Annotated in this window: 22 protein-coding genes and 1 pseudogene; 13 read left to right on the forward strand and 10 right to left on the reverse strand. The window is 72.7% G+C overall.

Annotation, left to right across the window (positions count from 1 at the left end; translation table 11 throughout):
• Positions 1-39 precede the first annotated feature (39 nt).
• The gene (locus ACWG52_RS01880) at positions 40-1,227 is read right to left on the reverse strand and encodes a hypothetical protein (RefSeq protein ID WP_390165908.1); all 1,188 of its coding nucleotides are present in this window, start codon (positions 1,225-1,227) and stop codon (positions 40-42) included.
• A 125-nt stretch (positions 1,228-1,352) separates the two neighbouring features.
• Entirely contained in the window at positions 1,353-2,903 is a 1,551-nt protein-coding gene (locus ACWG52_RS01885; protein ID WP_389802390.1) for an ATP-dependent DNA ligase, read from the reverse strand.
• Between the two features lie 189 nt (positions 2,904-3,092).
• Between ACWG52_RS01885 and ACWG52_RS01890 the strand changes: the two genes are divergently transcribed.
• From ACWG52_RS01890 to ACWG52_RS01905, 4 genes are all read left to right on the forward strand, one after another.
• Positions 3,093-3,488, forward strand: a complete 396-nt coding sequence (locus ACWG52_RS01890) for a hypothetical protein (RefSeq protein WP_389802387.1) — start codon at positions 3,093-3,095, stop codon at positions 3,486-3,488.
• A gap of 162 nt (positions 3,489-3,650) precedes the next feature.
• Positions 3,651-6,356, forward strand: coding sequence for an alpha/beta fold hydrolase (locus ACWG52_RS01895; RefSeq protein WP_389802385.1), 2,706 nt, complete (start codon positions 3,651-3,653; stop codon positions 6,354-6,356).
• On the forward strand, positions 6,353-7,225 hold the full coding sequence (locus ACWG52_RS01900; RefSeq protein ID WP_033216494.1) for an ABC transporter permease: 873 nt from the start codon (positions 6,353-6,355) through the stop codon (positions 7,223-7,225). Before ACWG52_RS01895 ends, ACWG52_RS01900 begins: the two co-directional genes overlap by 4 nt.
• Positions 7,226-7,391: 166 nt before the next feature.
• Positions 7,392-8,129, forward strand: a complete 738-nt coding sequence (locus ACWG52_RS01905) for a carbonic anhydrase (RefSeq protein WP_389802383.1) — start codon at positions 7,392-7,394, stop codon at positions 8,127-8,129.
• A gap of 31 nt (positions 8,130-8,160) precedes the next feature.
• Here ACWG52_RS01905 and ACWG52_RS01910 read toward each other — a convergent pair whose 3' ends face one another.
• The 3 genes from ACWG52_RS01910 to galT all read right to left on the reverse strand — a co-directional run bounded on the left by ACWG52_RS01910 (position 8,161) and on the right by galT (position 11,506).
• Positions 8,161-9,114 (reverse strand): aldo/keto reductase, encoded by a 954-nt coding sequence (locus ACWG52_RS01910; RefSeq protein WP_389802380.1) that lies wholly within the window; start codon positions 9,112-9,114, stop codon positions 8,161-8,163.
• 128 nt (positions 9,115-9,242) lie between these two features.
• Positions 9,243-10,421, reverse strand: a complete 1,179-nt coding sequence (gene galK, locus ACWG52_RS01915) for a galactokinase (RefSeq protein WP_453129111.1) — start codon at positions 10,419-10,421, stop codon at positions 9,243-9,245.
• A 32-nt stretch (positions 10,422-10,453) separates the two neighbouring features.
• On the reverse strand, positions 10,454-11,506 hold the full coding sequence (gene galT, locus ACWG52_RS01920) for a galactose-1-phosphate uridylyltransferase (protein ID WP_390165904.1): 1,053 nt from the start codon (positions 11,504-11,506) through the stop codon (positions 10,454-10,456).
• 218 nt (positions 11,507-11,724) lie between these two features.
• Between galT and ACWG52_RS01925 the strand changes: the two genes are divergently transcribed.
• The 6 genes from ACWG52_RS01925 (at position 11,725) to ACWG52_RS01950 (ending at position 19,083) form a co-directional block, all read left to right on the forward strand.
• Complete coding sequence (locus ACWG52_RS01925; protein WP_390138629.1) at positions 11,725-13,356, forward strand: N,N-dimethylformamidase beta subunit family domain-containing protein; 1,632 nt, start codon at positions 11,725-11,727, stop codon at positions 13,354-13,356.
• 147 nt (positions 13,357-13,503) lie between these two features.
• On the forward strand, positions 13,504-13,902 hold the full coding sequence (locus ACWG52_RS01930; protein ID WP_389802370.1) for a VOC family protein: 399 nt from the start codon (positions 13,504-13,506) through the stop codon (positions 13,900-13,902).
• Positions 13,903-14,865: 963 nt separating this feature from the next.
• On the forward strand, positions 14,866-16,119 hold the full coding sequence (locus tag ACWG52_RS01935) for a protein-glutamine gamma-glutamyltransferase (protein WP_389802367.1): 1,254 nt from the start codon (positions 14,866-14,868) through the stop codon (positions 16,117-16,119).
• A gap of 852 nt (positions 16,120-16,971) precedes the next feature.
• Complete coding sequence (locus ACWG52_RS01940) at positions 16,972-17,523, forward strand: SigE family RNA polymerase sigma factor (RefSeq protein ID WP_453127605.1); 552 nt, start codon at positions 16,972-16,974, stop codon at positions 17,521-17,523.
• The gene (locus ACWG52_RS01945) at positions 17,520-18,419 is read left to right on the forward strand and encodes a hypothetical protein (protein ID WP_453127607.1); all 900 of its coding nucleotides are present in this window, start codon (positions 17,520-17,522) and stop codon (positions 18,417-18,419) included. The genes ACWG52_RS01940 and ACWG52_RS01945 overlap by 4 nt, the downstream gene beginning before the upstream one ends.
• A 214-nt stretch (positions 18,420-18,633) precedes the next feature.
• Positions 18,634-19,083 (forward strand): iron chaperone, encoded by a 450-nt coding sequence (locus ACWG52_RS01950; RefSeq protein ID WP_389802359.1) that lies wholly within the window; start codon positions 18,634-18,636, stop codon positions 19,081-19,083.
• Positions 19,084-19,101: 18 nt separating this feature from the next.
• On the opposite strand, the gene ACWG52_RS01955 is transcribed toward ACWG52_RS01950, so the two are convergent.
• The gene (locus ACWG52_RS01955; protein WP_453127608.1) at positions 19,102-21,969 is read right to left on the reverse strand and encodes an ATP-binding protein; all 2,868 of its coding nucleotides are present in this window, start codon (positions 21,967-21,969) and stop codon (positions 19,102-19,104) included.
• Positions 21,970-22,115: 146 nt separating this feature from the next.
• On the opposite strand from ACWG52_RS01955, the pseudogene ACWG52_RS01960 reads away from it, so the two are divergent.
• Together ACWG52_RS01960 and ACWG52_RS01965 are read left to right on the forward strand one after the other, a co-directional pair.
• Positions 22,116-22,466: pseudogene (locus tag ACWG52_RS01960) on the forward strand (VOC family protein); the annotation flags it as partial.
• A complete protein-coding gene (locus ACWG52_RS01965; protein WP_453129112.1) occupies positions 22,443-22,949 on the forward strand; it encodes a pyridoxamine 5'-phosphate oxidase family protein in 507 nt (168 codons plus the stop codon). The pseudogene ACWG52_RS01960 and the gene ACWG52_RS01965, both read left to right, overlap by 24 nt.
• An 18-nt stretch (positions 22,950-22,967) precedes the next feature.
• Here the strand turns inward: ACWG52_RS01965 and ACWG52_RS01970 are convergent, their stop codons facing one another.
• The 3 genes from ACWG52_RS01970 to ACWG52_RS01980 form a co-directional block, all read right to left on the reverse strand.
• A complete protein-coding gene (locus ACWG52_RS01970; RefSeq protein ID WP_453129113.1) occupies positions 22,968-23,360 on the reverse strand; it encodes a nuclear transport factor 2 family protein in 393 nt (130 codons plus the stop codon).
• Between the two features lie 118 nt (positions 23,361-23,478).
• Entirely contained in the window at positions 23,479-24,138 is a 660-nt protein-coding gene (locus tag ACWG52_RS01975) for an alpha/beta hydrolase family protein (RefSeq protein ID WP_453127609.1), read from the reverse strand.
• 103 nt (positions 24,139-24,241) lie between these two features.
• Positions 24,242-24,703, reverse strand: coding sequence for a hypothetical protein (locus ACWG52_RS01980; protein ID WP_389802351.1), 462 nt, complete (start codon positions 24,701-24,703; stop codon positions 24,242-24,244).
• Positions 24,704-24,807: 104 nt separating this feature from the next.
• Between ACWG52_RS01980 and ACWG52_RS01985 the strand changes: the two genes are divergently transcribed.
• Positions 24,808-25,401, forward strand: a complete 594-nt coding sequence (locus tag ACWG52_RS01985; RefSeq protein WP_389802347.1) for a TetR/AcrR family transcriptional regulator — start codon at positions 24,808-24,810, stop codon at positions 25,399-25,401.
• 88 nt (positions 25,402-25,489) lie between these two features.
• Here the strand turns inward: ACWG52_RS01985 and ACWG52_RS01990 are convergent, their stop codons facing one another.
• Positions 25,490-26,461: a helix-turn-helix transcriptional regulator gene (locus ACWG52_RS01990; RefSeq protein ID WP_389802344.1), complete on the reverse strand. Its 972-nt coding sequence runs from the start codon at positions 26,459-26,461 to the stop codon at positions 25,490-25,492.
• Between the last annotated feature and the right edge of the window lie 11 nt (positions 26,462-26,472).

The following is a 26,472-nucleotide window of genomic DNA, read 5'->3' on the forward strand; positions in this document are numbered from 1 at the left end:
ACCCCCCAGGGCGCCGCGCACGCCCCGGACGGCCGTGCGTCAGCTCGGGCGCTCGTAGTTGGTCAGGACGCAGCCCTCGACCTGGGCCCGCTCCAGCCGGTGGCCGGCCGGCGCGGTGAAGCCGGTCTCGCAGTTCAGGTACAGGAACTGGAGCTGGTACAGCCCGCGGCGGACGTTCGCGTTGTTGGTCTCCACGGCGATGTTCGTGCCGACCAGCAGCTTGCTCGCAGTGGCCTTGAGGCGCCCGTCGTCCTTCAGGTCGGCCAGCTGCGCCGCCTTGGCCTTGGTCTGGAGGGTCTTCATGTCGGAGACGGTGTCCAGCCAGTTCAGGTCGTGCGCGCGCTGCTCCCCGCCGAGCCGGCCGCAGACCGCTCGCTGCGTGACGCCCCAGGCGCTCGGGGGGCCGTCGACGACCGGCATGTAGTCGATCGACTGTATGTGCTCGTCGGTGACGGTCATGCTCGTGCAGTCGACCGTCTGCGGGCTGACGAGCTGCTTCAGCTCGACGATGCTGCCGGCGCTCGGCAGGCCCGGGCTGCCGGTGGACGGCCGGCTCGGCTTCGCGGCTCCCTCGGTGGAGGGGTCGCGGACCGCCCCGCGGTGGGGGCTGCCCTGACCGTCGGGGCTGTTGACGTAGTCGGTGAGGAAGCAGCCCTCGACCAGGGCCTTCTCCTTCTTGAACCCCTCCGGGACGAAGACGTCGGGGTTGCAGGTCAGGATGCGCAGGTCGGAGTTGGGCGGGTCGACCAGGGACACGGCGGTGGCGGTCTTCAGCGCGGTCAGGGCGAAGGTCTTGCCCACGACCGTGCGGCTGGCGAGGTCGGTGTCGCCCCGGCCCTCGGCGAGCAGCTTCGCGGTGTGGTCCTTGGCGGCCTGCTGGAAGGCCTTCATGTCCGGGGTCAGGAACAGGACGATCTCGCCCCGCGCCTTCTTGTCCGTGCAGACGCCGCGCTCCGTGATGCCCCAGTCCCCGGCGCCGATGAACCCGCTCAGCGGCACCCGGCTGTCGTCCGGGTCGGTGCTGAGGTTCTCGCAGGACGTGTACTGCTGTACGTGGGCCTGCGCCCCGGCCAGCGTGGCGGGCGCGGCGCCGGTGGCGGCCGGGGAGGCGGTGGCCGGGGCGCTCGCGGCGGGCGGGCCCTGCTCGGAGGAGTCCTCGCAGGCGGTGGCGAGGGTGGTGAGCGCGGCAAGGGCCGCGGTCGCGGCGGATATCCGCTGGAGGCGCATGGGTGTCTTCCGTCGGCTGGACACGGCACGGGGGATGGCGTGCCCATGCTAAGGCCACCTGGCCGATAATTGATCTTGGGCAGGTCGAGGTGAGTCGACACGCCACGGAGCCGGTCCGCCCGTGATCATTTGTCAGGCACCGCCCCGGGGGTGCGCACCGCCAGGACCGTGTCCACCGTGTCCGCCTCGGTGGCGTTCTTGTCCGGGCGGTGGCGCAGGACCCGGGCGAAGCGCAGGGCCACCCCCGCCGGGTAGCGCGAGGAGCGCTGCAGGCCGTCGTAGGCGATCTCGACGACCAGCTCGGGGCGGACCCGGACGGTGAAGCCGTCGTCCTCGACGGCCAGCTCGCGCAGCCGCTGGGTCTGCCAGCGCAGCATCTCGTCGGTGAGCCCTTTGAAGGTCTTGCCGAGCATGGCGTACGTGCCGTCGGCCGCGCGTGCGCCCAGGTGCAGGTTCGACAGCAGTCCGGTGCGTCGGCCGTGGCCCCATTCGGCGGCGAGGACCACCAGGTCCAGGGTGTGAACCGGTTTGACCTTGAGCCAGTGTTTGCCGCGCCGCCCGGCCGCGTAGGACGAGTCCAGTGATTTGATCACGACCCCTTCGTGGCCGCGGCGCAGCGTCTCGGCCCAGAACGCCTCGGCCTCGGCCGCCTGCGCCCCCGGGTCCTCGACGGCGAGGCGGCCGACCCGCGCGTGTTCGGGTACGAGCGCGGCCAGGGCCGCGTACCGCTCGCGCACCGGGAGGTCGAGCAGGACCTCGTCGCCCCCCACCAGGATGTCGAAGAAGTAGGGGACGACCGGGAGCGTCCGTCGGGCCGCCTCGATGTCGACCCGGGAGCCGACCCGGCTCGCGATCTCCTGGAAGGGGACCGGGCGGCCGTCCGCCGCCCGGCCGATGACCTCACCGTCGAGGACGAACCGCTCCCCCGGCAGCGATCGGGCCAGCTCCGCCACCTCCGGCAGGCGCCCGGTGATCTCGTCCAGGGAGCGCGTGTACACCCGTACGTCGTCCCCGTCCCGGTGGACCTGGACGCGGATCCCGTCCAGCTTCTCCTCCACCGCGCACGGCCCGAGCACGTCCAGCGCCTCGGCGACCGACCCGGCCGTGCCCGCCAGCATCGGCTGGACGGGCTGCCCCACGCGCAGGGTGACGCCGCGCAGCGCCTGCGGCCCGTCGGCCAGTACGGCGGCCGCGACCCGCGGCAGCGAGCCGTCCAGCATCACCGCCCGGCGCAGGTCGGCGGCCGGCACCCCGGCGGCCGCGGCCACGCCTTCCAGGGCCACCGCGTCGAGCGCGCCCTGGCGCACCTCGCCGGACAGCAGGCTGCGCAGGAACGCCTGCTCGGGTGCGGTGGCACGGCCCATGAGGGTGGCGAGGACGCCACCGCGCCGTTCCACGGATCCGGCGCCCCGGGTGGCGGCGAGTTCCGCCACCGCCGTGTCGACGTCGAGGACGGTCAGGGTGGGCTCGGCCGCCGGTGCGGTCTCCTGGCCCAGCGTGCGCCAACCGATGCCGGGGCGGCCCTGGGGGAGGCGGCCGGAGAGGTACGCGACGACCAGGCCGGCCTCCTGCGCGGGTGCGGCGGCGAACAGTCCGGCGAGCAGGGCGGTCTTGCGGGAGCGGGCGGAGGTCTCGGCGACCTCCCGGGACACACGGGCGACCTCGGCCAGCAGCATGCGGCCATCCTCCCGCCCCCGGACGTCTCGCGCAGGTCGGTCGGGCACGTGGCGCTGTGACGCGCTCGTGACGACCGGGGGACGCTCTCGTGAGGAGCGACCGCCAGTCTCGTGAGTAGGGACAAAAACGACATATCGACTAACCGTCCCTTTCACCCCACCGCCGCTCCCCCTCCCTGGAGAACTCTCATGATCCGCACCTCCCGCAAGCAGCGTTTCGCGATGGTCGCCGTGTCGGGCGCGTTCGTCGCCGGAGGCGTGCTGCTGCCCGGGACGGCCTTCGCCGCTCCGCAGGCCCTGGAAACGACCTCGACGGCCGTCCACCAGGCCGGTTACGAGAAGGGCGGTCACCAGGGCAAGAAGGACCGGCACAGCAAGAAGGACCAGCACGGGAAGAAGGACCAGCACGGCCGGAAGGGCAAGGTCCGGGACGTCGAGAACATGCCGGGATGCAAGTTCTACCAGGGCAAGGTCTACTGCGAGCACCAGCCGAACCCGGCACCGAAGCCCGCCCCGGCCCCGCAGCCGGACCCGGCCAAGGTGGAGAAGGACAACCCCGACCACGTGCCGAACATCCCGTCGTGATGCCGCCCCGGTGAGCCTTTCCGGTCACGTCACCGGAAGGCCGGGCGACCCCGCGCGTACCGCAGGTGCGGTACGCGCGGGGCTTTGCATAGTCCCTGAGAAGGTGGGCGGTTCCGCCTGTGGGTGCTCGGAGCCCGGCGAACGGGCCCTTAGGGTGCCCGTATGAAGCTCCGAATGCCCCGGCGCCGCCGAGACCGTCTGCTCGCGGGCGCCGCCGCGCTCGCGGTCGTGGCGGGGGCCGGTACGTGGACGGCCGCGTCCGCGACCGGTGACGAACCCGCCGTGCACCGCCAGGACCAGGTCATGAACATGCCCGGCGCCGGGATCGACACCTCCTACTTCACCGCGGGCGGCGGCGGGGAAAAACGTCCCGCCGTGCTCCTCGGGCACGGATTCGGCGGCAGCAAGGACGACGTCCGCGAGCAGGCCGAGCGCCTCGCCCGGGACGGGTACGCAGTCCTGACCTGGTCGGCGCGCGGCTTCGGCCGTTCCGAGGGCCGGATCGGTCTGAACGACCCCGCGTACGAGGTCAAGGACGTCTCCCGGCTGATCGACTGGCTCGCCGCCCGACCCGAGGTGAAACTCGACGCGGCCGACGACCCGCGCGTCGGCGTCTCCGGCGCCTCCTACGGCGGCGCGATCTCGTTGCTCGCCGCCGGTCACGACCCGCGGGTCGACGCGATCGCGCCGCAGATCACCTACTGGAACCTCGCGGACTCCCTCTTCCCGAACGGCGTCTTCAAGAAGCTCTGGTCCGGCATCTTCTTCACCAGCGGCTCGACGGACGGGATGCAACAGGCCCCGCGCGGCCCGCGACCCGATGCCGCGGCGGCGCCCGGTTGCGGACGGTTCCAGCCCGAGCTCTGCGCGATGTACGAACGCGTCGCGGTGGCGGGCAAGCCCGACGCCGAGGCCCGCGCCCTGCTGGAGCAGCGCAGTCCGTCGGCCGTCGGCGACCGGATCAAGGTGCCGACGCTGATCGTCCAGGGCCAGGACGACTCCCTCTTCCCGCTGGACCAGGCCGATGCCATGGCCAAGGCCATCGCGGCGAACGGCGCGCCCGTGTCCGTGGACTGGGCGGCCGGCGGGCACGACGGCGGCATGCGCGAGGCCGACCGGACCGAGGCCCGCGTGGCCTCCTGGTTCGACCGCCACCTCAAGGGGGACGAGGGCGCCGACACCGGCCCGGCGTTCCGGGTCACCCGATCCGGAGGCATCGACTCCACGGACGGCGAGGTCACCCGGCGCGGCGCGACCGGCGACCGGTACCCCGGGCTGGAGTCCGGCCCGCGAGAGTTCGCGCTGACCGGACCGGAGCAGACCTTCGCCAATCCGGCGGGCGGCGCGCCGCCCGCCCTGTCCTCCCTGCCGGGCATCGGCGGTCAGCTGGCCGCCTTCGGGGCCGGGCTCTCGCTGGACTTCCCCGGCCAGAACGCCCGGTTCGAGTCGGCGCCGCTGACCGAGGACCTGCGGATCACCGGCACCCCGACCCTCACCCTGAAGGTGAGGTCGACAGCTGCCGACGGCTCGGCCGTCCTGTTCGGCAAGGTGTACGACGTGGGGCCCGACGGCCGGCAGCAGGTGCTGCCGAGCCAGTTGGTCGCACCGGTGCGGGTGGAGAACGCGCAGGAGGGCACGACCGTGCGCCTGCGCCTGCCCGCGATCGACCACGAGGTCGTGGCCGGGCACCGGCTGCGGCTGGTGGTCGCCGCGACCGACCTCGGCTACGCCACCCCGGCCGCGCCGGCCACCTACACCGTCGCCGCCCAAGGCCCGCTGGCCGTGCCCGTCGCCGCCCAGGTGCGCACCGCCTCGGCCGGCACGCCCGCCTGGACCTGGTGGCTGCCGCTGGGCGCGGTGGCCCTGGCCGCGGCGCTGCTCGGGATCCGCCGGCCCGGCCGAGGCTCCGCGGGGCCGCGGTCCGGCGTCCCGGGCCCGGACCCCGCACTGGCCGACGTACCCCTGCAGATCACCGGACTGACGAAGCGGTACGCGAAGGCGCAGGACCGGTACGCGGTGCGCGACCTGTCCTTCCGCGTCGAGAAGGGGCAGGTACTGGGACTGCTCGGGCCCAACGGCGCCGGGAAGACCACCACCCTGCGCATGCTGATGGGGCTGATCTCCCCGGACGCCGGGGAGATCCGGGTGTTCGGGCACGCGGTGCGGGCCGGGGCGCCCGTGCTGTCGCGGGTCGGCGCCTTCGTCGAGGGTGCCGGGTTCCTCCCGCACCTGACGGGCCGCGCCAATCTGGAGCTGTACTGGCAGGCCACCGGCCGCCCGGCCGAGGACTCGCACATGGCGGAGGCCCTGGAGATCGCCGGGCTCGGCGACGCGCTGGAGCGCGCGGTACGCACGTACTCGCAGGGCATGCGCCAGCGCCTGGCGATCGCGCAGGCCATGCTCGGGATGCCGGACCTGCTGATCCTCGACGAACCGACGAACGGTCTGGACCCGCCGCAGATCCGCGAGATGCGGGACGTGATGATCCGCTACGCCGCGGGAGGCCGGACGGTCATCGTCTCCAGCCACCTGCTGTCGGAGGTGGAACAGTCCTGCACGCACCTGGTGGTCATGGACCGCGGACAGCGGGTCGCGGCGGGCGAGGTCGCCGAGATCACCGGCGGCGGGGACACGCTGCTGGTGACGCTGGCGGAGCCGGTGGACGAGGTGTGCGTCGAGAAGGTGGCGGCGCTGGAGGGAGTGGGTTCCGTGGTGGCCGCCGACGACGGGCTGCTCGTACGGCTCGACGGCGCGACGGCCGCGGGCCTGATCGCCGAACTCGTACGGCTGGAGGTGCCGGTGAGCGGGGTAGGACCGCACCGGCGACTGGAGGACGCGTTCCTCACCCTGATCGGAGGTGCGGCGTGAGTACGGCGACGACGGTACGGGAGGTGGCTCCGGGCTACCGGGCGAGCCGTACGCTCCCGCTGCGCGTGGAGGCGCTGCGGCAGTGGCGCCGGCGGCGGACGCTGGTGATGGCCGGGGTGCTGGCCGCACTGCCGTTCGTCCTGATGATCGCGTTCGCGGTGGGCGGCGGACCCGGCAGCCGGGGCGGTGGGAACGGCCGCGTCACCCTGATCGACACGGCCACGGCCTCGGGGGCGAACTTCGCCGCGACCTGCCTGTTCGTCTCGGCCGGTTTCCTGCTGGTGGTGCCGGTGGCCCTGTTCTGCGGGGACACCGTGGCCTCGGAGGCGAGCTGGTCCTCGCTGCGCTACCTGCTGGCCTCGCCGGTGCCACGGGCGCGGCTGCTGTGGAGCAAGCTCGTGGTGGCGCTGGGCTTCAGCCTGGCGGCGATGGTGCTGCTGCCGGTGGTGGCGCTCGCGGCGGGCACGGCCGCCTACGGATGGGGGCCGCTGAAGCTCCCGACGGGCGGGGCGCTGGCGGCCGCGGACACCGTGCCGCGGCTCGCGCTGGTGGTGGCCTTCATCTTCGTGTCGCAGCTGGTCACGGCGGGGCTGGCGTTCTGGCTGTCGACGCGGACGGACGCGCCGCTGGGCGCGGTGGGCGGAGCGGTCGGGCTGACGATCGTCGGGAATGTGCTGGACGCGGTGACCGCGCTCGGCTCGTGGCGGGAGTTCCTTCCGGCGCACTGGCAGTTCGCGTGGGCGGATGCCCTGCAGCCGCAGCTGGAGTGGGGCGGGATGGTCAAGGGGGCGGTGGTGTCGGCCTCCTACGCGCTGGTGCTGTTCGCGCTCGCCTTCCGCGGGTTCTCCCGCAAGGACATCGTGTCCTGAGCCCGCACGGACGGCCCACGGGCGGCTCGCGGACGGCCCGTGGGCGGCTCGCGGCCCGTGGCCGTGGGCCGTCCGTGGCATTGCGGCCGCGCCCGTGTGTGGCTGCGGTCCGCACGCCCCCGGCACGATGAACAATCGCGGTCATCACGACCGAGGGGTACCGCCCATGCGCATCGCAGGACCTCCGGCCCGCAGGGCCGTGCTGACCGGTGGCCTCGCGGCCGCCGCCGTCGCCGTCGGGCTCGCGGGATGCTCCTCGCCGCGCGTGCCGAGGGAGACGACCGCCGCGCCCGAGCCGCGGCCCGACACGCCGAAGGCCGCGTACGCCCGCCTGATGGAGGGCAACGCGCGCTGGGTGAGCGGGGAGCTGGACCACCCCGACCGGGACCCGGAGCGGCGCGAACTCGTCGCCGAGGCACAGGACCCGTTCGGCGTGGTCCTCACCTGCATCGATTCCCGCGTGGCGCCCGAGCTCGTCTTCGACACCGGGCTCGGCGATCTGTACGTCCTGCGCACGGGCGGGCAGGCGATCGGCCCGGTGGTCACCGGCTCCGTCGAGTACGGGCCGATGACGGGCGGCACCCCACTGATCGTCGTGCTCGGGCACCAGCGCTGCGGCGCCATCGAAGCCGCCTACACGTCGCTGCAGGACGGCACGCCGCTGCCCGGGAACCTCCAGTCGATCGTGAAGGCGCTGGGACCGGCGTACCTGCTGACCGTCGAGAACCCGGGCGCCGACCCGGTCGACACCATGATCCACCAGCAGATCCGGGTCACCGCGGACGGTTTGCGCACCAACTCCGACCTGGCGCCCCTCGTACAGAAGGGCGCCCTGGCCGTCGTCGGCGCCTACTACTCACTGGACACCGGCACGGTGGACGTCCTGACGGGCGCGCCCACCTAGGGGGTGTCCGCGGCCCTTTCGGACCGGCGGGTCACTCGGGCTTGCCCGCCCCCGGGATCGCGTCGATCGCGGCGAGCAGCTCGGCGTCCAGCGGGCGGTCGGCGACGGCAGCGTTGGCGCGCACCTGCTCGGGGGAGGTGGCTCCCGCGATGACGGAGGCGCAGCCGGGCTGGGCGGAGAGCCAGCCGATGGCGAGTTCGAGGACGGTCCGGTCGTGCTTCTCGGCGAGCGCGGCCAGCGCTTCGACGACGTCGAGGCGCTCCTCGGTGAGGTACGCGTCGCGGCCTTCGAGTCGGGAACCGGCCGGTACGGGCGCGCCCCGGCGGATCTTGCCGGTCAGCAGGCCGTTGGCGAGCGGGAAGTACGGGAGCACGCCGACGCCGTAGTGGAGGGCCGCCGGGACCAACTCGCGCTCGACCGAACGCCGCAGCAGAGACCACTCGTTCTGCGCCGACACGAAGGGGACCGAGCCGGTCTCGCGGGCGATGTGGGCGGCTTCGGCGAGCTGCCAACCGGAGAGGTTGGAGTGTCCGATGTAGCGGACCTTGCCCTCGGTGACCAGCTCGGTGAGCGCGGCCAGGGTCTCGGCCATCGGGGTGGCCGGGTCGGGGCTGTGCAGCTGGAAGAGGTCGATGTGGTCGGTGTCGAGGCGGCGCAGGGACTCCTCGACGGCACGGCGGATGTAGGCGCGGCCACCGCGGGAACCGGCGGCGGGCCCGTACTTCATGTCCACGCCGTCGTAGCCGAACTTGGTGGCGAGGACGACCTGGTCGCGGCGGCCCTTGAGGGCCTGCCCGAGGTGGACCTCGGAACCGCCGGCGCCGCCGTAGATGTCGGCGGTGTCCAGGAGGGTGATGCCCGCGTCCAGAGCGGCGTCGACGACGGCGCGGGTGGCCTGGGCGTCCAGTCGGCCGCCGAAGTTGTTGCAGCCGAGGCCTACGGCGGAGACCTGCAGTCCCGAACTGCCCAGGGGGAGATGACGCATGCGTGTTCGATCCTCCGACTCGACGATGAATGATCAACCGACCGGCAAGTCTAGGACTCAGGACCGAAGACCCGCCGGGAATCCGCACGGCCCGGTGTGAACGCTGTGTGACGGCCCCGGAAGACCTCCTAGAGGAGCCGGACGGCTCCCGGGGACGGGGAAGCGGTCGTGACGCGGGGCGCCGTGAAGTCCGCGCGGAGGAAGGCGTTCGCCACCGCCCGGGTCACCTCCTCCTCGGCGTCCACGTCGATCAGGGACAGCGCCGAGCCGCCGAAGCCGCCGCCGGTCATACGGGAGCCGTACGCGCCCGCGGCGTTCGCCGTGGAGACCGCCAGGTCCAGCTCGGGGCAGGACACCTCGTAGTCGTCGCGCAGCGAGAGATGGCCCTCGGTGAGCAGCGGGCCCGCCTCGCGCAACCGGCCCGCGCCGAGCAGTTCCTCGACGCGCAGGACGCGTTCGTTCTCGGTCACGACGTGCCGCACCCGCTTGCGCGCGATCGGGTCCGGCAGGCGGGGCAGGGCCTGTTCCAGCTCCTGGTACGGGAGGTCGCGCAGGGCGGGCAGGCCCAGGGCCTCGGCCGCACCGTGGCAGGAGGCCCGGCGTCGGGCGTAGGCGCCGTCGGCCAGTGCGTGCTTGACCCGGGTGTCGATGACGAGGAGGCGCAGGCCGGCCGCCGCGCAGTCGAAGGGGATGTGGCGCCGGTCGAGGCTGCGGGTGTCCAGGTGGAGGGCGTGCCCCTGGGTCGCGCAGGCCGAGGCCGTCTGGTCCATGATCCCGCAGGGGACGCCGACGTACGCGTTCTCGGCGCGCCGGGCCAGTGCGGCCAGTTCGGGGCGGGTGAGCGGGATCGCGTACAGGTCGGTGAGGGCCGATGCGGTGGCCACCTCCAGGGCTGCGGAGGAGGACAGGCCCGCGCCGGTCGGTACGTCCGACCGTACGTGCAGATCGGCTCCGCCGACCGGAAGTCCGGCGTCCAGCAGGGCCCATGCGACCCCGGCGGGGTACGCGGCCCAGCTCGCGCGGCCCTGCGGAGGGTGCGCCGGGTCGAGACCGGCGAGGTCGAGGGTGACGGCACCGGAGGGGGCGTCGGCGGAGTGGACGCGCAGGATCCGGTCCGTGCGCCGGGCGGCGGCCACCTCGGTGCGCTGCGGGAGGGCGAAGGGCAGCGCGAAGCCGTCGTTGTAGTCGGTGTGTTCGCCGATCAGGTTGACCCGGCCCGGTGCCGCCCAGACGCCCTCGGGCGGGTACCCGTACAGCTGCTGGAAGCCGTCCTGTGCCGACCCGCCGTTCCCGCCGTTCCCGCTGATCCCGCCGTTCCCGCTGATCGCGCTGATCCCGCTCACGTGCTCGCCACCTCTCGCAGTCGCGCGGCCGCGTCCTCGGGCCGGACATCGTTCATGTAGGCCTCCATGCCGGACTCGGTGCCGGCCAGGTACTTGAGCTTGTCCGCGGTCCGGCGGATCGTGAAGAGCTCCAGGTGGAGTGCGAAGTCCGCCCGACCCTCGCCCGTCGGGGCCTGGTGCCAGGCGGAGATGTACGGGGTCGGCTCGGACCGGTCGAAGAGTCGGTCGAAGCGGCGCAGCAGCTCCAGGTAGACCCGGGGGAACTCGCCGCGGGCCGCGTCGCCGAGGGCGGGCAGGTCGGGGACCCGGTGGCGGGGGTAGAGGTGGACCTCGTACGGCCAGCGCGCCGCGTAGGGCACGAAGGCGGTCCAGTGCTCCGTTTCGAGGACCACCCGGGTGCCGTGGGAGCGTTCGGCGGCCAGGACCTCCTCGAAGAGGTTGCCGCCGGTGCGCTCGCGGTGGGCGGCGACGGTGGCGAGCATCCGTGTGGTGCGCGGGGTGACGAAGGGGAAGGCGTAGATCTGGCCGTGCGGGTGGGCGAGGGTGACCCCGATCTCGGTGCCCCGGTTCTCGAAGCAGTAGACCTGCCGGACGCCGTCACGGCCGGAGAGTTCGGCCGTGCGGTCGCTCCAGGCGGCGAGGACGAGCGCGGCGCGCTCCTCGTCGAGCTCGGCGAAGGAGGTCCGGTGGTCGGGGGTGAAGCAGATCACCTCGCAGCGGCCGGTGTCGCCGGCGAGGGAGGGGAAGCGGTTCTCGAAGACGGCCACCTCGTAGTCGGGGGCCGGGATCTCGCTCGCGCGCCCCTCGGTGGAGGGGCACAGCGGGCAGGCGTCGGCGGGCGGGTGGTACGTGCGGCCCTGCCGGTGGGCGGCGATGACGACCGGGTCGCCGAGCAGCGGATCACGCCGGACCTCGGGCCCGGTCCCCGTCCCGGCGGCCGGCGCGTCGAGCGGGCGGGTGTCGGGGACGGCACGGGCGGCGGCGCCGTCGTCGGTGTCGTAGTAGAGGATCTCGCGGCCGTCGGCGAGGCGGGTGCTCGTGCGCTTCACGGGAGGAACTCTCTCACTGGAGGGTGACGACCGTGGTGCGGCCGAGGTCGGACCGGCGCGCGACGGCAGTACGGTGCCGGGGCGCCCCGGTTCGACAACAATGATCTCGTTCCCGTCCGCGACGTCGTGCCCGAGGTGCCTCGGGTGCCTCGTCGCGCGCGGACGGTTCCGGCCGCCCGGTGGAATCGTTGGCCCAAGCGTCACATAACGTGCCCTGCATGGATCAGGAGTACAAGGCCGGGCCCGCCGCGGACGGCGAAGGCGCGGGCAGGCGGTGGTTCCTCGGGGTCGCGACGGGCGCGGCCGCGGCCGCGGGGCTCGGGACCGTGGCCGGTTGCGGGAACGGCGACCGCGACGGCGGATCCGAGGCGGCGTCCGGGGCGGCGTCGAAGTCCGGCGCGCCCGACGGGAAGCCGTCGCCGGCCCGCGCACCGGGTCTCGATGTCAAGGCCGAGAACGCCCTCCCGGGCCATGCCGACTGGCCGGTGGGCAAGGCCGGCCCGGCGCGGGCCATCGAGGGGTTCGCGGACAAGGTCAGCGTCCTGCCCGGCGAATCCTTCGGGCTGCACGTGTCGACGACCGCGCCCAGGTTCACCGTCTCGGCCTACCGGATGGGCTGGTACGGCGGAGCCCGCGCGCGTCTGGTGTGGCGCTCCGAGGCCCTGCCCGGAGCCCGCCGGCCGGAGCCCACGGTGGACGCCGGGACCAGGATGGTCCGCACGCGGTGGACCCGTACCGCCACGGTCGAGACGAAGGACTGGCCGGAGGGCAGCTACCTGCTGCGGCTGGACGCGCAGGGCGGTGAGGGCCGGCGCTTCGTCCCGCTCACCGTCCGCTCCGCGACGACCGCCGGCCGCACCGTCGTCGTCAACGCGGTGGCCACCTGGCAGGCGTACAACCGGTGGGGCGGCTACAGCAGTTACGACGGCCCGGGCGGCGGTTTCTCCTCCCGTTCCCTCGCCGTGAGCTTCGATCGGCCGTACGAGTACGACGACGGCGCGGGCCTGTTCCTCGTGTACGAGGCTCCGCTGATCGCGCTGGCCGAGCGGCTCGGCATACCCCTCGCCTACACGACCACCACCGACGTGGCGCGGGAGAAGCGGCTCCTGGACGGAGCGGCGGCGGTGCTCTCGCTCGGGCACGACGAGTACTGGTCGCCGGAGCAGCGGGCCCACGTCACCGCCGCCCGCGACGCCGGTACCAACATCGCGATCCTGGGCGCGAACTGCTGCTACCGCCGGATCCGCCTGGAGGCCTCCGACCTGGGGCCGGACCGTACGCTGGTCTGCTACAAGTCCTCCTACGAACAGGACCCGGGGTTCAAGCGCGGCCATCCCGCGACGGTGGACTTCCGCTCGGCGCCCGGCGCGGATCCGGAGAGCTCGCTGCTCGGCGTGATCTACGACGGCTATCCGGTGGACGCCCCGTACGTGGTGACCAACCCCGGGCACTGGCTCTTCGAGGGCACCGGCGCTCGGGCGGGCGACCGCTTCGAGCACCTGGTGGGCGTCGAGTACGACAAGGTCTCCACCGGCTTCCCCACCCCTCGGCCGATCGAGATCCTGGCCCACTCCCCCGTGGTGTGCGAGGGACGGCCCAGCCACCAGGACACCGCCTACTACACGGTGCCGAGCGGGGCCGGGGTGTTCGCGACCGGGACGATGCGCTGGGTGGAGGCCCTGGACGCGACGGGCGACGGCCGCAGCGGGCGCAACCACGGTCTGGACGCGCGCTCCGGGGCGCTGACCACGCGGGTGACGGAGAACCTCCTGCGGGTGTTCGCGGCGGGTCCGGCCGGCCGGACCCATCCGGCCCAGGACAACGTCAAGGCGGTGTACGGGAGTTCGTGACGTCCGCGGCCCGGCGCGACCGGCGGGCGGAAAGGATGGACTTCGCCCGAAGGGGGTGTTTAGGATCGTGATCACGGCATCGCGTGTCGGTCACCGACCGGGTGAGGCATGGAGGTGCCGTGACGTGCCTTTCGGAGGCATTCACCCATGTCCGTCCAGCTGAACCACACGATCATCCACTCCCGCGACAACCGGGAGTCCGCCACTTTCCTGGCGCACATCCTCGACCTGGAGGTCGGGACCGAGTGGGGACCCTTCATCCCCGTCGAGACCGCGAACGGCGTCACCCTCGACTTCGCGACCGTCCCCGCCGAATCCATCACCGTGCAGCACTACGCGTTCCTCCTCTCCGAGGAGGAGTTCGACGTGGCGTTCGCGAAGATCCGGGCGGCGCGGGTCCCGTACTTCGCCGATCCGCACGGTCGGCACCCCGGCGAGATCAATCACAACGACGGGGGCCGCGGGGTGTACTTCACGGACCCGAACGGCCACGGGATGGAGATCATCACCCGCCCGTACGGCTACCAGGAGCCGGGCGCCGCGTAGCCCCGGCCGCCGACGGAGCAGGGCCGCGGTGAGGGACGGGGCATCCCCGCCCCTCACCGCCGCCGGCCTCGCGGACGCGGAGAGATCGCAACCGGCCCTTCTCCGGAGGCCGAGGGCGAAGGCCGGCCCGGGAACGAACAGTCCGGCGACCGAAGGCCCGCAGCGGGAACTGGCGAGGATCTTGCGGTCCTCCCGGTGGGCGTTCGTCCGGTCGAGAGCCGGAGCGTGCGGACCGGAGCCCGCGCACGCGGATCGCCGCCGCCGGTGCACGAAGCGCTTCTGCCCGGCCGACAGCGCCGTCGTGCACCACTCCTCAGGAGTTCCGCGGTCACCGGTACCGGCCTCGCCGCGGGCCATATGCCAGAGGCAGCGGAACGCCTCCGATCCCTGTCCCGATGCCGGACTCGCCCGTCCTGATGACCGAATACCGCCCTGTCGAACAGTGTGGCCGATAGTGAAGCCACGCTGTTGTCACGGGATCGAGACCGGGCAATGATCGCTGGACCGCCTTCCGGAATTCGCAACTTCGGAGCCACGGTGGGAAATTCGACTACTGAACAACGGAGGTTCCTGGAACTCACCTGTAAATCCACTGGGGAAGCTCGGAGGACGCTCTTCGGCCCGGCCCCGCTGCGGCGGTTCTCAGCTTCTCCCGCACCACAACATTCGCGTAGGCAAGGCCGTTCGTGCCGAGCAGGTCCGCCGGTGGCATGGCGCCGCCCCGTACGCCGGACTCCACACCTGCGCCTCCCCGGACCACTCGGTCCGGCACGCGTCGTCATCACAGCGGCCTGACGCAGCCGCCCCGGCCCGAACGGGTCGGGCGGCCGACGGATGACGGCCATGGCTGCCCCATGCGTGCGCGGCCCTGATCCGATCATCAGCTCGCCGCCCCCTCCACCGTGCCGCTCTCCCGCATGCCCTGCATGCACACGATCCACTCCGAAGGAGTTCTCGATCCACATGTACAAACGCTCAGGGTTTCTCGCCCTCACCACGGTGGGCGTAGTGATGTGCACCGCCGCTCTCGCACCCTCCGTCAGCCAGGCGGCCGGCAGCGCCGACGGCGGGACCGGGTCCTACGCCGAAACGCACGGCCTGACCCTGGATGACATCGGGCACATCAACGCGCTGAACGAAAAGGCTCTCGATCTGGGTCGGCCCGACCGCCCGACGGGAGGGTTACCGCCGAGCGCAGCCGATTCCCTCCGGCCCTCCGCGGCGGCCGACGACAGGGTGACGCCTCCCGCCGAGCCGCTCGGCAGCCTGCCCGACCCGTACCGAGCCCGTGGGGACAGGGCCACCACCGGCATCAGCAATTACATACGCAAGTGGCAGCAGACCTACAGCCACCGCGACGGCCGACCTCAGCAGATGACCGCGGCACAGCGAGCGCAGCTGTCCTACGGCTGCGTCGGTGTCACCTGGGTCAATTCGGGCCCCTACCCGACGAACAAGCTGGCCTTCGCATCCTTCGACGAGGACCGGTACAAGGACGCCCTGGAGAACACCGGCCCGCGGCCGGGCGAGACGCGGGCGGAGTTCGAGGGACGCGTCGCCAAGCAGAGCTTCGACGAGACGAAGGGCTTCGACCGGGCTCGTGATGTCGCGTCCGTCATGAACAAGGCCCTGGAGAACGCCCACGACGAGGGCACCTATCTCGGCAACCTCAAGGCAGAGCTCACGAAGAGGAACGACGCCCTCTCCCATGAGGACAGCCGTTCGAACTTCTACTCGGCCCTGAGGAACACGCCTTCCTTCAAGGACAGGAACGGGGGCAACCACGACCCGTCCGCGATGAAGGCGGTCATCTACTCCAAGCACTTCTGGAGCGGACAGGACCCCAGGGCCTCCTCCGACAAGAGGAAGTACGGCGACCCTGAGGCCTTCCGACCCGACCGGAACACAGGCCTGGTCGACATGTCGAAGGACAGGAACACCTCGCGCAGCCCCGCCAAGCCCGGCGAGAGCTACGTCAACTTCGATTACGGCTGGTTCGGGGACCAGAAGGAAGCGAACCCCGACAACACCATATGGACCCACGCCAACCACTACCACTCGCCCGGCGGCGCCATGGGGGCCATGCAGGTGTACGAGAGCAAGTTCCGCAGCTGGTCCAGCGGCTACACGGACTTCGACCGCGGAACCTACGTCGTCACCTTCATACCCAAGAGCTGGAACACCGCCCCCGCCAAGGTGACGCAGGGCTGGCCGTAGCATCCCGCCCCTCACCATGCACACACCCTCGGCGTGGCTGACCCGCCTCACCCCATGCCACAGGTGGGGCGGGGCAGCCCGTCGATGACGCACAGGCCAGGTGCCCGGCCGGGGACAACGGGCCGGCGGCCTCAGATCTTGGTGTGGTCGGTGTCCTCCGGTCGGGTGTGGTGGGTCAGGGGTTGCACTGTGTGGCGCCGGGGCCGGTGGCGGGGGCGGAGGCAGACGTCGGTGCCGGGCCTGCAGGACGGCGGGGCTGGTGGCACAGGTCGCGGCCGCGACGGGCACGGTGAAGGTGATGGTGACGCTCGTGGTGGCCACGGTGGCGGGAGCGGCCGTCCGGGTGGCGGCCGTCGGCAGTACGAACGACGATCCCGCACCGCCCCCCGCGGCAGCGTCGGGGGCACTCCCGCCGCCACCGCCCGGGCCCGGCAAGGCGCCACCCGCGCCGCCCTCACCCGCACCCGGGCCTGCCGGCGAGGTGCCACCGTCACCCCCGTTGCCGCCGCCGGTCCCGAAGCCCCCACCCGCACCGCCTCCGTTGAAGCCGCCCGTGCCGGTGTCGGAGCCGTTGCCGCCGACTTCGACGTACAGGGTGCTGCCGGCAGTGACGGGAACACCGGTCGCCGGGACCCGCGCCCCGTTGCCGCCGGCACCACTGCCCGGCCTGTTGCCGTTCACCCACTCGGGCGCACCGTCCGCGGGTCCCGGGACCGGCCGACACCGCCTGTGCACCGGAACCGCCCGCCGAGGAGACACCATCGGATGCCCCCGGGCCCACACATGTGTCGCGGATCACTCAACCTCGCCGTCGGTCCAGGTCGTCGAGAGGGTGAACACCTAGGAGGGGACATGCAAGGTGCTGTCGGTGACGCTGAGTTCGCCGAGTTCACACGGGCCCGCTGGGGGCCTCTCGTGCGCTTCGCGTACGGCCTGACGTTGGACGTCGGCCGCGCGGAGGACCTCGTACAGGAGGCCTTGGTCCGTTTCTGGCGCATGCGCGGCAGGGTGGCGGTCGAGCGGCCCGAGGCGTACGTCCGCCGCACGCTCGTCAACCTGGCCGTGACGGCCGGGCGGCGCCGCTGGTGGAGCGAGCGGGTCCTCGGACGCGTCCCGGAGGTCGCGAGTCATCCCGAGTCCGATCCCGGCCACGGCAGCGCCCAGCGCGACGAACTGCGCCGCGCGCTGGCCCGGTTGCCCGCGCGCCAACGCGTGGTCGTGGTGCTGCGCTACGTCGAGGACCTGTCGGAACGCCAGGTCGCGGACCTCCTCGGGTGCTCGGTCGGAAGCGTCAAGTCCCACGCGTCGCGCGGTCTTTCGACGCTTCGCGGAACGGCCGCGCTCCAGGCGGCTCCTGAAGCGGTGTCCGGTTTTCGTCTGACCCGAGGGGAGGCCGCGCGATGAGCGGCATGAACGGTGCTGAGCGGGTGCTGAAGGAATCGATCGACGAGATGGTCGGCGGGTACCGGCCGGCGGGCGATCCGTTCGCCCGTGTCGAGACGGCCGTCCGTCGTCGTCGGCGCAGGAACCGGGCCGTGGTGGGTGCCTCGCTCGCTGCCGTGGCAGCGACGTCGGTCGCTGTCGTGGTCGCGCTGCCGGGCGGCGGCGGGCAGGCGTCCGAGAGGCCGGCGGCTTCCTCCCTCGAGTCACCGAGCGTGGTGCTGCCGGGCTACGAGACGGTGCCCGGCAAGGTCTACCGGGTCGCGCGCGGCACACACGCCGGGGTCGAGTGGCAGGTGGGTTCGGCCGATGGCCGCAAGGGCCAGGCGTGCTTGGTCTCCCGGAACGTGCTGATCGGGATCGCCGCGTGCTTCCCCACGGGGGACGCCGCGGTCCATTGGGCCGCGGCATCGTCGAGCAGCGCGGGAAAGACGACCGACGAGCCGTTCACGGTCGTCGGGGTCGCCCCGCCGGGTGCGGCACGCGTCAAGGTGCTGCTCCCCGGCGGTTCTGGACCGGAGGCGGAGACCGTCGAGACCCCGACCGCGCCGGACACGCGCTTCTTCGCCGTACTCGTCCCGGCGAACATCCGTCAGCAGGTTCAGGTGCAGGCCTTCGACGCGGCGGGCAGCCCCCTGGGGGCATCCGTGGCGGCCGACGGAAAACAGCAGTTCAAGGACCGTACGCCGCCGTGGTGCCGGACCGGCGGCGATCACCCTGCGGACGGCCCGGACACGACCGTCGCCCCCGACCCCGACCCGAACCTCCTTCCCGGCGCCCCGTGCGGAACGCCGTCCTCGGCTCTGGGCCGGCCGGTTGCGGCCTCGTCGGCGCCGCCCCCCTCGGGTACGGCCCGGTGAAAGGGAGGGGTCGACGACGATCCGGTGGATGCGGCGCGCTCGGTACAGCGCGCCGCCGAGCATCGTCGGGCGCCGGGACACGGGCTCGCGATCCGTGGCGTTCTCCGTGGTCGGCACGGAGGCGGTGCGGACCCCGGCCGGGGCAATCTGTGGTCACGGCGATCGGCGCGGCGACAGACCGGGCCGATCGTGACCAGCGACCGAGGGAGTGACCATGGCCGGCACCGGCAGCAGCACGTACGAGGGGTTCAACGCGCAGGAGCGGGCCGCGATGAAGGCGCACGCCCTGGATCAGAAGAAGGCGGCACGTCGTGGTTCGACCGAGGAGAAGGCGGCCGAGGCCGAGCGGGACGTACTGGCGAAGATCGCCGAGATGCGGGAGTCGGACCGGGTCATGGCCGAGCGCGTCCATGCCGTCGTCACCGCCCACGCCCCGACCCTCGCGCCGAAGCTCTGGTACGGGATGCCCGCCTACGCGTCGGACGGCAAGGTCGTCTGTTTCTTCCAGAGCGCGGAGAAGTTCAAGGCGCGCTACGCGACCCTCGGTTTCAGCGACCTGGCGAAGCTGGACGAGGGTCCGATGTGGGCGGCCGGTTTCGCGCTGACCGAGGTGACGCCCGAGGTGGAGGCGCGGATCGCCGCCTTGGTGAAGCGGGCGGTGTGACGGCCGGCCGCGCCGCGGCTACAGGAGGATCCTCGGGGCGAGGCCGAGGTCGGCGAGGGCGCCCGTGCCGCGGGCGGCGTGTTCGCCGCCCGCGAGGATCAGGGTGCGCGCCGACTGGTAGGGGCAGCCGGCCGCCTCGAACACGCTCGCGGTGGCGAGCAGCCGTTGCCCGTCGGCGTCGAGCAGGGCCGTCGCGCGTTCCACGAGGGCTGTGGCGACGGGGTTCCCGGCCACGGTGGTCCGGGCTTCCGTCAGCCGGGCGGCCGCGTCGGGGGACCCGGCGAGCACGGAGGCTTCGGCGCGTAGTGCCACGTACCAGTGGAGCCAGATCCAGGTGGTCCACTGTCGTACCTGGCCGGGCTCGGGGGCCGTACGTTCCAGCGCCGCCTCGGGCCGCCCCTGGTGGAGCATGAGGATCGCGTCGAAGACCGCCCCGTATCCGTGGGTGTTCCACGGCGAGGGGTCGACCCGTGCGAGCAACGCGCTCCATTCGCTGCGTGCTTCGTGGTCGTCGCGCAGTCCGTGGACGGTCGCCATCGCCGCCGCGGGCGGGCCGAGGACCGCCCGGGCGGGGCTGCCGGCCCGCTGCCAGGCGTCGCGGAACCGCAGGCCCGCGGTGCGTGCCCGCTCGGCATCGCCGGCCAATGTTTCGGCGACGAGGAGCCGGCCCGTGGCGCGGTGGCCGACCTCGGCGAGCTGCGGGTGTTCCGCGAGCCGCCGGGCCCACCGGCGGGCGCCGGGGAGGTCGCCCACGCCGAGGGCGGCTTCGGCGGCCTCGCCGAGCGCCTCGATCAGTTCATGGGTGCCGGCCGGGCCCAGGGCGTGCGGGCCGTGCGGGCCGCCGTCCGTCGCGGACGAGATCAGCTCGGTCCGGCGCCGTGTCGTCGCCGCTGCCGCGAACGCGTCCCCGGCCCAGCTCTGGGCGCCGGCAAGGGTGTCGAGCGCCGCGGACTGCGCGAGCGGGTCCTTTTCGAGGCGGGCGAGTTCGACAGCTCGTTCGGCGGAGGCGAGCGCCTCCTGAACGGCGGAACCGCCGGGGCCGCTCACCGCGCGGGCCGCTTCGGAGGAGGTGTCGGCCGTGCCGGCCTCGGTGTCGATCGCGTGGGTGAGGGCCCGTCCGGCCTCGACCAGCGCGACCGCGGCCCGGGCGGATGGATCGGCGCCGGCCAACTCCCGTGCCTCGGTGATGAGCGCGTCGGCTTCCTCCGGCGGGAGTGGGCGGGCGAACTTGCTGGAGAAGCGGTACGCGTTGCCGGCGGCGGCCGCCAGATCGCGGGCGGCCGCGGCGGTGTCGCCCGCTCGACGTGCGACGTCCGCGGCCGCACGGCCCAGGCGGTACATGTCGTCGCCGTGCAGCCGGCAGGCGGCCACGGCCGCGGCCCGCCGGTACATCGACGCCGTGTCGGCCGGGGCGGTCGCGAGGGCGGCGGCCTGCTCGTAGCGCTGCTGGGACTCTGCGACGAGATGACGGGTGAAGGCCAGCTCCGCCATGGCGCGGGCCAGTCGGAAGGCGTCCGCGCGCTGCTCCGGACGGCTGTGCGCCCGGGCGAGGGCGGCGCGCAGTTCGTCGGCCGTCTGATCGAACCGGGCCCGCCAGTCGGCTCGTGGCGCGGCCAGTTCGGCGCTTCGGGCGAGGCACCAGTTCAGGTGGCGGGCGTGGGTGTCGTGCAGTTCGCCGGCCTCGGTGAGGCGGTCGGCGCCGTACTGGCGCAGCGTTTCCAGCGCCCTGTAGCGGGTTCCGTCCGGGGAGAAGGTGACGGCCAGCAGGCTCTGTTCGGCGAGTCGGGCCAGCCCGTCGACGGCGGTCGCCGTGTCGAGCCCGGTGACCTCCGCCGCCGCCGGGGCGGTGAACGGTGTCACGAACACCGACACCCGGCGCAGCAGCGTCCGATCGGCCGGGTCCAGGAGGTTGTGGCTCCAGTCCAGTGCCGCCCGTACCGAGCGGTGCCGGTCCTCCGCGCGGGAGCCGCCGGTGAGCATGCGCAGGGGGTGGGCCAGGGCGGCGGTGATGCCGTCCAGCCCGAGCGTGGGATAGCGGGCGGCGGCGAGCTCGATCGCCAGGGCCATGCCGTCGAGCCGTGCGCAGATCTCGGCGACCTGGTCGTGCGCGGGCGCATCCTGCAGGCGGGAGCCTGTCGATGTCGCCCGGTCCATGAACAACGCGACCGCGTCCGATCCGTTGTCGCCGGCCGTCGACAGTGACAGCGGCGGGACCGGGTAGACCCGTTCGAACGGGACCATGAGCCGGGACCGGCTGGTCACCAGTACGCGTACGCGAGGGCAGGCGGCCAGCAGGCGTTCGAGGAACGGTGCCGCCCCCTCGACGACGTGCTCGCAGTTGTCCAGCACCAGCAGGGTGTTGCGATCGGCCAGTGCGGCGGCCACGGACTCGGCCATGTCGTGGCCCGGTTGCTCGCCCAGGCCGAGCGCCTCGGCGACCGCGGTCGCGATCATGCCGGGATCGGTGACCGGGACCAGGTCGACGAACCACACCCCGTCGGCGAACCCGTCGGCGACGTCGGTGGCCACGGTCAGCGCGAGGCGGGTCTTGCCGACCCCGCCGGGGCCGAGGGCGGTCACCTGCCGGTGCTCCCCCAGCATGGCGGTCAGCGCGGCCCGCTCGCCGGCTCGGCCGATGAACGAGGTCAGACGCGTCGGCAGGGCCGGGGCCGGGTGTGACCGGTCGGCGCGTGTCCGGTCGGACGCCCGGCGGGCCAGTGCCCGCCGATCGGTTACCTCCAACTTGCGCAGCAGGGAGGAGACATGGGTCTCGACCGTGCGCACCGAGATGTACAGCCGTGCCCCGATCTCGGCGTTGCTGAGATGGTCTCCGACCAGTTCCAGGACCTCGGCCTCGCGCGGCGAGATCTCCGCTGCTTCTCCCATGGCCGCCATTGTGTCGCACGCGTGTCCGTGGCTGCCGTTCCGTGATCGTCTCCGTGGTCGCCACGGATGTCGACGGACCGTGCCGGACGGGACGCTGTGACGAAACACGGAACGGCCTTACGTGGCCCATGACTTCAAGGAGCGCCATGTCCGACGCGACCACCTCGACCACTTCGGCCGGCTCGGCCACTTCGGGGATCAGGACCGTGCTCCATCCGGTGTCCGATCTGGGCCGGGCCAAGGGGGTGTACACGGCCCTGCTGGGCGTACCGCCGTGCAACGAATCGCCGTACTACGTCGGCTTCGAGGCCGCGGGACAGCACGTCGGGCTGGTGCCGGGCGGCGGACCGCAGGCGATGACGTCGCCGGTGACCTACTGGCAGGTGCCGGACATCCGGGCGGCACTGGCCGCGGCGACCGCGTCGGGCGCGCGCGTGACCGAGCCCGCGCATGACGTCGGTGGCGGTCGCCTGGTGGCCACGGTCGCCGACCCCGACGGCAATGTCCTCGGCGTCCTCCAGGACCGGGCGGGTGCCACCCCCCGCTCACGCGCCCGGCGCCGTGCCGACGTCGAGCGGCGACTCACCCACGACGTCGACGTGTGGGTGGCCACCGCCTCCGCCGACGGTGCGCCGTACCTGGTGCCGCTGTCCTTCGACTGGGACGGCGAGGTACTGCGGATGGCCACCCCGGCGGGCAGCGCCACCGGCAGGAACCTGGCCGCCGCCGGGACCGTCCGCCTCGCGCTCGGCCCCACCCGCGACGTCACCATGATCGACGGCACGGTCGAGGTCGTCGACCTCGATGCCCTCCCGAAGGAACAGGGTGACCGCTTCACCGAACGCACCGGCTTCGACCCGCGCGCACTCACCACGGTCCACCGCTGGTTCCACGTCACCCCGCATCGCGTCCAGGCCTGGCGCGAGGAGGACGAGCTTGCCGACCGCGAGCTGATGCGGGACGGCCGCTGGCTCGCCTGACGGGCCCGCACCGGCACCTCAGCGGGCGCTGCCGAGGTTTCGGTCGGCGTCGGTCCCCTCCAGCATCAAGGTGGTCTCCTCGATGCGCCGGAAGCGTCCGTCGGGGGCCATGGAGGCGAACACGTAGACCTCCATGCTCACGGTCGTGCCGTCCTTCTTGGTGATGTGGCAGGTGTGTCGGTCGGCGTACTTGTCGCCGTCGTGGAGCTCTTCGTGGACCTCGACCTCTCCTGCGGCGACGAGCGTCCGCAGGTGGGCGATGTGGTCGAGGAACTGGGAGCGGTCGGCCCATTCGCCGTCGGTGCGCTGGCGGTAGTCGGGGGTGAAGTGCCGGTCGGCGGCCTCGGCCAGGGTGATGTCCTCGTCGAGGAGCAGGTCGGTGAGGGCGGCCTTGATGCCGGTGCGGGTCATGTCGTGTGTCATGTGGGGTCCTTCGGGTGGGTTCGGCCGCCGGAGTTCTCGGCGGTGTCCGGCGGGGTGAGGCGCGGTCGGGTGGGGTGAGGTGAGGCGCGGTCGGGTGGGGTGGGAGTCAGGGGCGGGTGTTGGTGAGGGTGTCGTCGAGCCAGTCGTAGATGCGGGCGTTGGCGAGACGCATGGCGCCGGGGTGGCAGTGGGCGCCGGCCCCTTCCTCGGCGGTGAAGAGCATGAGGGTCTTGGGGCAGGTGAGGTGTTCGTAGAGCTGCTCGGGCTGGCCCTGGAAGAAGATGTCCTCCTCGGCGTCGCAGACGAGGGTGGGGCACTGGATCCGCTCGGCGATCCCGCCGGCGAGGGTGTAGTCGAGGTAGGAGGCGTTGAAGGCGCGGGGGGTGTCGACCCCCATGACGTACATGCCGTGGTTGAGCGCCCAGCGGGCGATCGGGTCCTTGGCCATGATCTGGTCGATGGCGGCGTCGAGTTCCGGGGCGGAGTCCGCCCGCAGGAGGCGTTCGGCTTCCGCGCGGTCGCCGGGGATGTTGCGGACGGAGGTCTCGCCGAGGTCGTAGAGGCCGTCGACGGCTATCAGCGCGGCCAGCCTGTGCTCGAACGCGGCGGCCCGGGGGGCGAGGACTCCGCCCATGCTGAGGCCGAGCAGTGCGATGCGGCTGTTGTCGACCTCCGGGATCGTCTCCGCGAAGTCGATCACCGGGGTGATGACGTTCTCCCAGTCCGGGCGGAAGACGAGGCCTTGGTGGTGGCGCGGGCCGGGCATGCCGGGACCGTCGAAGGCGAGCACGGTGTAGCCCCGCTCGACGGGGCCATCGCCCCGAAGAAGTGGAGCTCCTCGGCGGTGCCGTCGAAGCCGTTGTGCATGATCAGCGTCGGCCGGGGGTGCCCGAGTCGTCGACCCGGTAGAGATAGCCGGGCAGCGTGGTGTTCTCGTAGGGGATCAGCACCGGCTCGATGTGCGGGGTGGTGTAGAGGGCCGCGGCGGCCTTGAAGCACTCCACGGAGCGGTCGTAGGCGTGGTCGTGGCGCGGGTCGCAGTCCTTGCCGTGCAGGAAGAACTCCGCCGACCGGTAGTAGTTCGAGGCGCGCAGGAACCCGTCGCGGGCGCTGACCCGGTGACCGGCCGCCAGGGCCTTCTCGGCCTCCGACGACACCCGGCCGGCGGTCGCGAACCACTCGGTGTACCAGCTGTCGTAGTCGCCCTCGGTGATCCGCGCGGCGGTGGAGACGACCTCGCCGAAGTCGGCGCCGCCGTAGGCGATGTGGCTCATCGAACGCAGGGTCTCGTACCAGAACTGGGTGTTGTTCGGGAACAGCAGCTGCTTCATGGCGGTTTCCTCCTGCCGGAATCACAAGCACAGATCTGTGCTTGTGAGATCGACTGTAGAGCCTCGCCCAGTCAGAAGCAAATATCTGTGCTTAAGATGGTGGCGTGACTCAGAAACAACCGGCCACGCGCATCCGAAGAAGCCCCGAACAGGTCCGCGCAGCCGTCCACCAAGCGGTCCTCGACCTCCTCTCGGCCCCGGAGGGCGAGGACCTGACCATCCCCGCGATCGCGCAACGCGCGGGCGTCAACCACACCAGCCTCTACCGGCGCTGGGGCGGCCTCGACGCACTGCTGGCCGACACGGTCACCACCCGCCTGGAGCGCAACTCGCCGCTGAAGGACACCGGCACCCTGCGCGGCGACCTCATCGCCTGGGCCGAAGCCGGCGTCGCGAGCATGCACACACCTGAGGGGCACGCCCTCGTACGCGCTGTCGTGCTGTCCATGCCGAAGAACACCCAGGAGCGGAGCGAGCGCGCCCAGCACTTCCGGCGCCGCATGCATTCCATCGAGCAGATCCGCGAACGGGCGACGGCCCGCGGCGAGAACCCGCCGCCGCTGGAGCAGATCCTCGACCAGCTCATCGCGCCCTTCTACATCCGGACGATCTTCGGCATCGGCCTGCCGGCCACCGGCTACCCACAACTCCTCGTGGACAGGCTCCTCGGCAGCGCCCGCGGACCGGACCCGGCCTGAGGAACGGGGTCCTGCCTCTCCCCCCCTCCGCACGTCGGACACGGCGAGGCAGGAGAGCGCGGGCCTCGGAAGCGGTTCGCCCCCTCGGCTACGAGCCGTGGGGTGCGTACGGCTCCTCCCCCGCGTACATCTCGGTGAGTTCCGCGCCGATCCGGGCCAGCCACCGCCGCACCTCCGGCGGCTCCAGCACCTCGACCCGCGCTCCCAACCCCGCCAGGTGTCCCGCCAGGGCCTTCGCGGCCGGGCCGTCGACCCACACCTCGGTCCAGCCGTCGGGCAGCGGACCGCCGACGCGCACGCGGCCGCCGAGGAACCGTTGCAGCAGGGCCAGCGCGTCAGGGTGGACGCGGGCCCGCGCGGTCACCGCGTACATGCCGTCCTGGAAGGCTCCGGACAGCGTCCGCCACGCCGTGGCGAGGTCGAAGTCGGGCGGCCGGGTCACCGGTTCACCGGTCGGCTCGACGGAGGTGACCCGGCTGAGCCGGAAGGTGCGCAGGCCCTTGTCCGTACCGGCCACCAGATAGTCCACTCCCGCCTTGGCCACCAGCCCGAGGGGGTCGACGGTGCGTTCGCCGGCCGGCTTGCCGACGCCCGCGTACCCGAGGCGGACGCGGATCCCGTCCACAACGGCGCCTTGGAGCGCGGAGCGGTGGGCGGCATCGGCGGTGACGGCGTTGCGGGACCAGTCCGTGGCGTCGACCACCCCCGCCCGGGTCGCGGCGTGGGCCTGCGCCCGCATGGTCGTCGGCAGCGCCCGGACCAGCTTGCGCAACGTGGTGCGCAGCTCGGGGGTGTCCGACAGGGGGCCGGCGACGAGGAAGAGCGCCCGGATCTCGTCGGCCGTCAGTCCGGTCAGATCGGTACGGGCCCCGCCGACGAGGGACCAGCCGCCGCCGCGGCCGCGCTGCGAGTAGACGGGGATGCCCGCCGATGCCAGCGCCTCCAGATCTCGGCGCGCGGTGCGCTCGGACACCTCCAGTTCGGCGGCCACTTCGGGGACGGTGACGCGGCCTCGCTCCTGGAGGAAGAGCAGGGTCGCCAGCAACCGGTCGGCTCTCATGTGCCCCTTCG

The sequence above is a fragment of the Streptomyces sp. CLCI03 genome, from assembly GCF_053615355.1.

Coding starts and splice junctions, on each gene's coding strand:
- ACWG52_RS01975 (WP_453127609.1), bottom strand. CDS start 24,138: ATGCCCGGCCCGCGCCACCACCAAGGCCTCGTCTTCCGCCCGGACTGG.
- ACWG52_RS01940 (WP_453127605.1), top strand. CDS start 16,972: ATGCAAGGTGCTGTCGGTGACGCTGAGTTCGCCGAGTTCACACGGGCC.
- ACWG52_RS01935 (WP_389802367.1), top strand. CDS start 14,866: ATGTACAAACGCTCAGGGTTTCTCGCCCTCACCACGGTGGGCGTAGTG.
- ACWG52_RS01885 (WP_389802390.1), bottom strand. CDS start 2,903: ATGCTGCTGGCCGAGGTCGCCCGTGTGTCCCGGGAGGTCGCCGAGACC.
- ACWG52_RS01945 (WP_453127607.1), top strand. CDS start 17,520: ATGAGCGGCATGAACGGTGCTGAGCGGGTGCTGAAGGAATCGATCGAC.
- ACWG52_RS01990 (WP_389802344.1), bottom strand. CDS start 26,461: ATGAGAGCCGACCGGTTGCTGGCGACCCTGCTCTTCCTCCAGGAGCGA.
- ACWG52_RS01950 (WP_389802359.1), top strand. CDS start 18,634: ATGGCCGGCACCGGCAGCAGCACGTACGAGGGGTTCAACGCGCAGGAG.
- ACWG52_RS01910 (WP_389802380.1), bottom strand. CDS start 9,114: ATGCGTCATCTCCCCCTGGGCAGTTCGGGACTGCAGGTCTCCGCCGTA.
- ACWG52_RS01930 (WP_389802370.1), top strand. CDS start 13,504: ATGTCCGTCCAGCTGAACCACACGATCATCCACTCCCGCGACAACCGG.
- ACWG52_RS01905 (WP_389802383.1), top strand. CDS start 7,392: ATGCGCATCGCAGGACCTCCGGCCCGCAGGGCCGTGCTGACCGGTGGC.
- ACWG52_RS01880 (WP_390165908.1), bottom strand. CDS start 1,227: ATGCGCCTCCAGCGGATATCCGCCGCGACCGCGGCCCTTGCCGCGCTC.
- ACWG52_RS01890 (WP_389802387.1), top strand. CDS start 3,093: ATGATCCGCACCTCCCGCAAGCAGCGTTTCGCGATGGTCGCCGTGTCG.
- ACWG52_RS01980 (WP_389802351.1), bottom strand. CDS start 24,703: ATGAAGCAGCTGCTGTTCCCGAACAACACCCAGTTCTGGTACGAGACC.
- ACWG52_RS01970 (WP_453129113.1), bottom strand. CDS start 23,360: ATGACCCGCACCGGCATCAAGGCCGCCCTCACCGACCTGCTCCTCGAC.
- ACWG52_RS01955 (WP_453127608.1), bottom strand. CDS start 21,969: ATGGGAGAAGCAGCGGAGATCTCGCCGCGCGAGGCCGAGGTCCTGGAA.
- ACWG52_RS01925 (WP_390138629.1), top strand. CDS start 11,725: ATGGATCAGGAGTACAAGGCCGGGCCCGCCGCGGACGGCGAAGGCGCG.
- ACWG52_RS01895 (WP_389802385.1), top strand. CDS start 3,651: ATGAAGCTCCGAATGCCCCGGCGCCGCCGAGACCGTCTGCTCGCGGGC.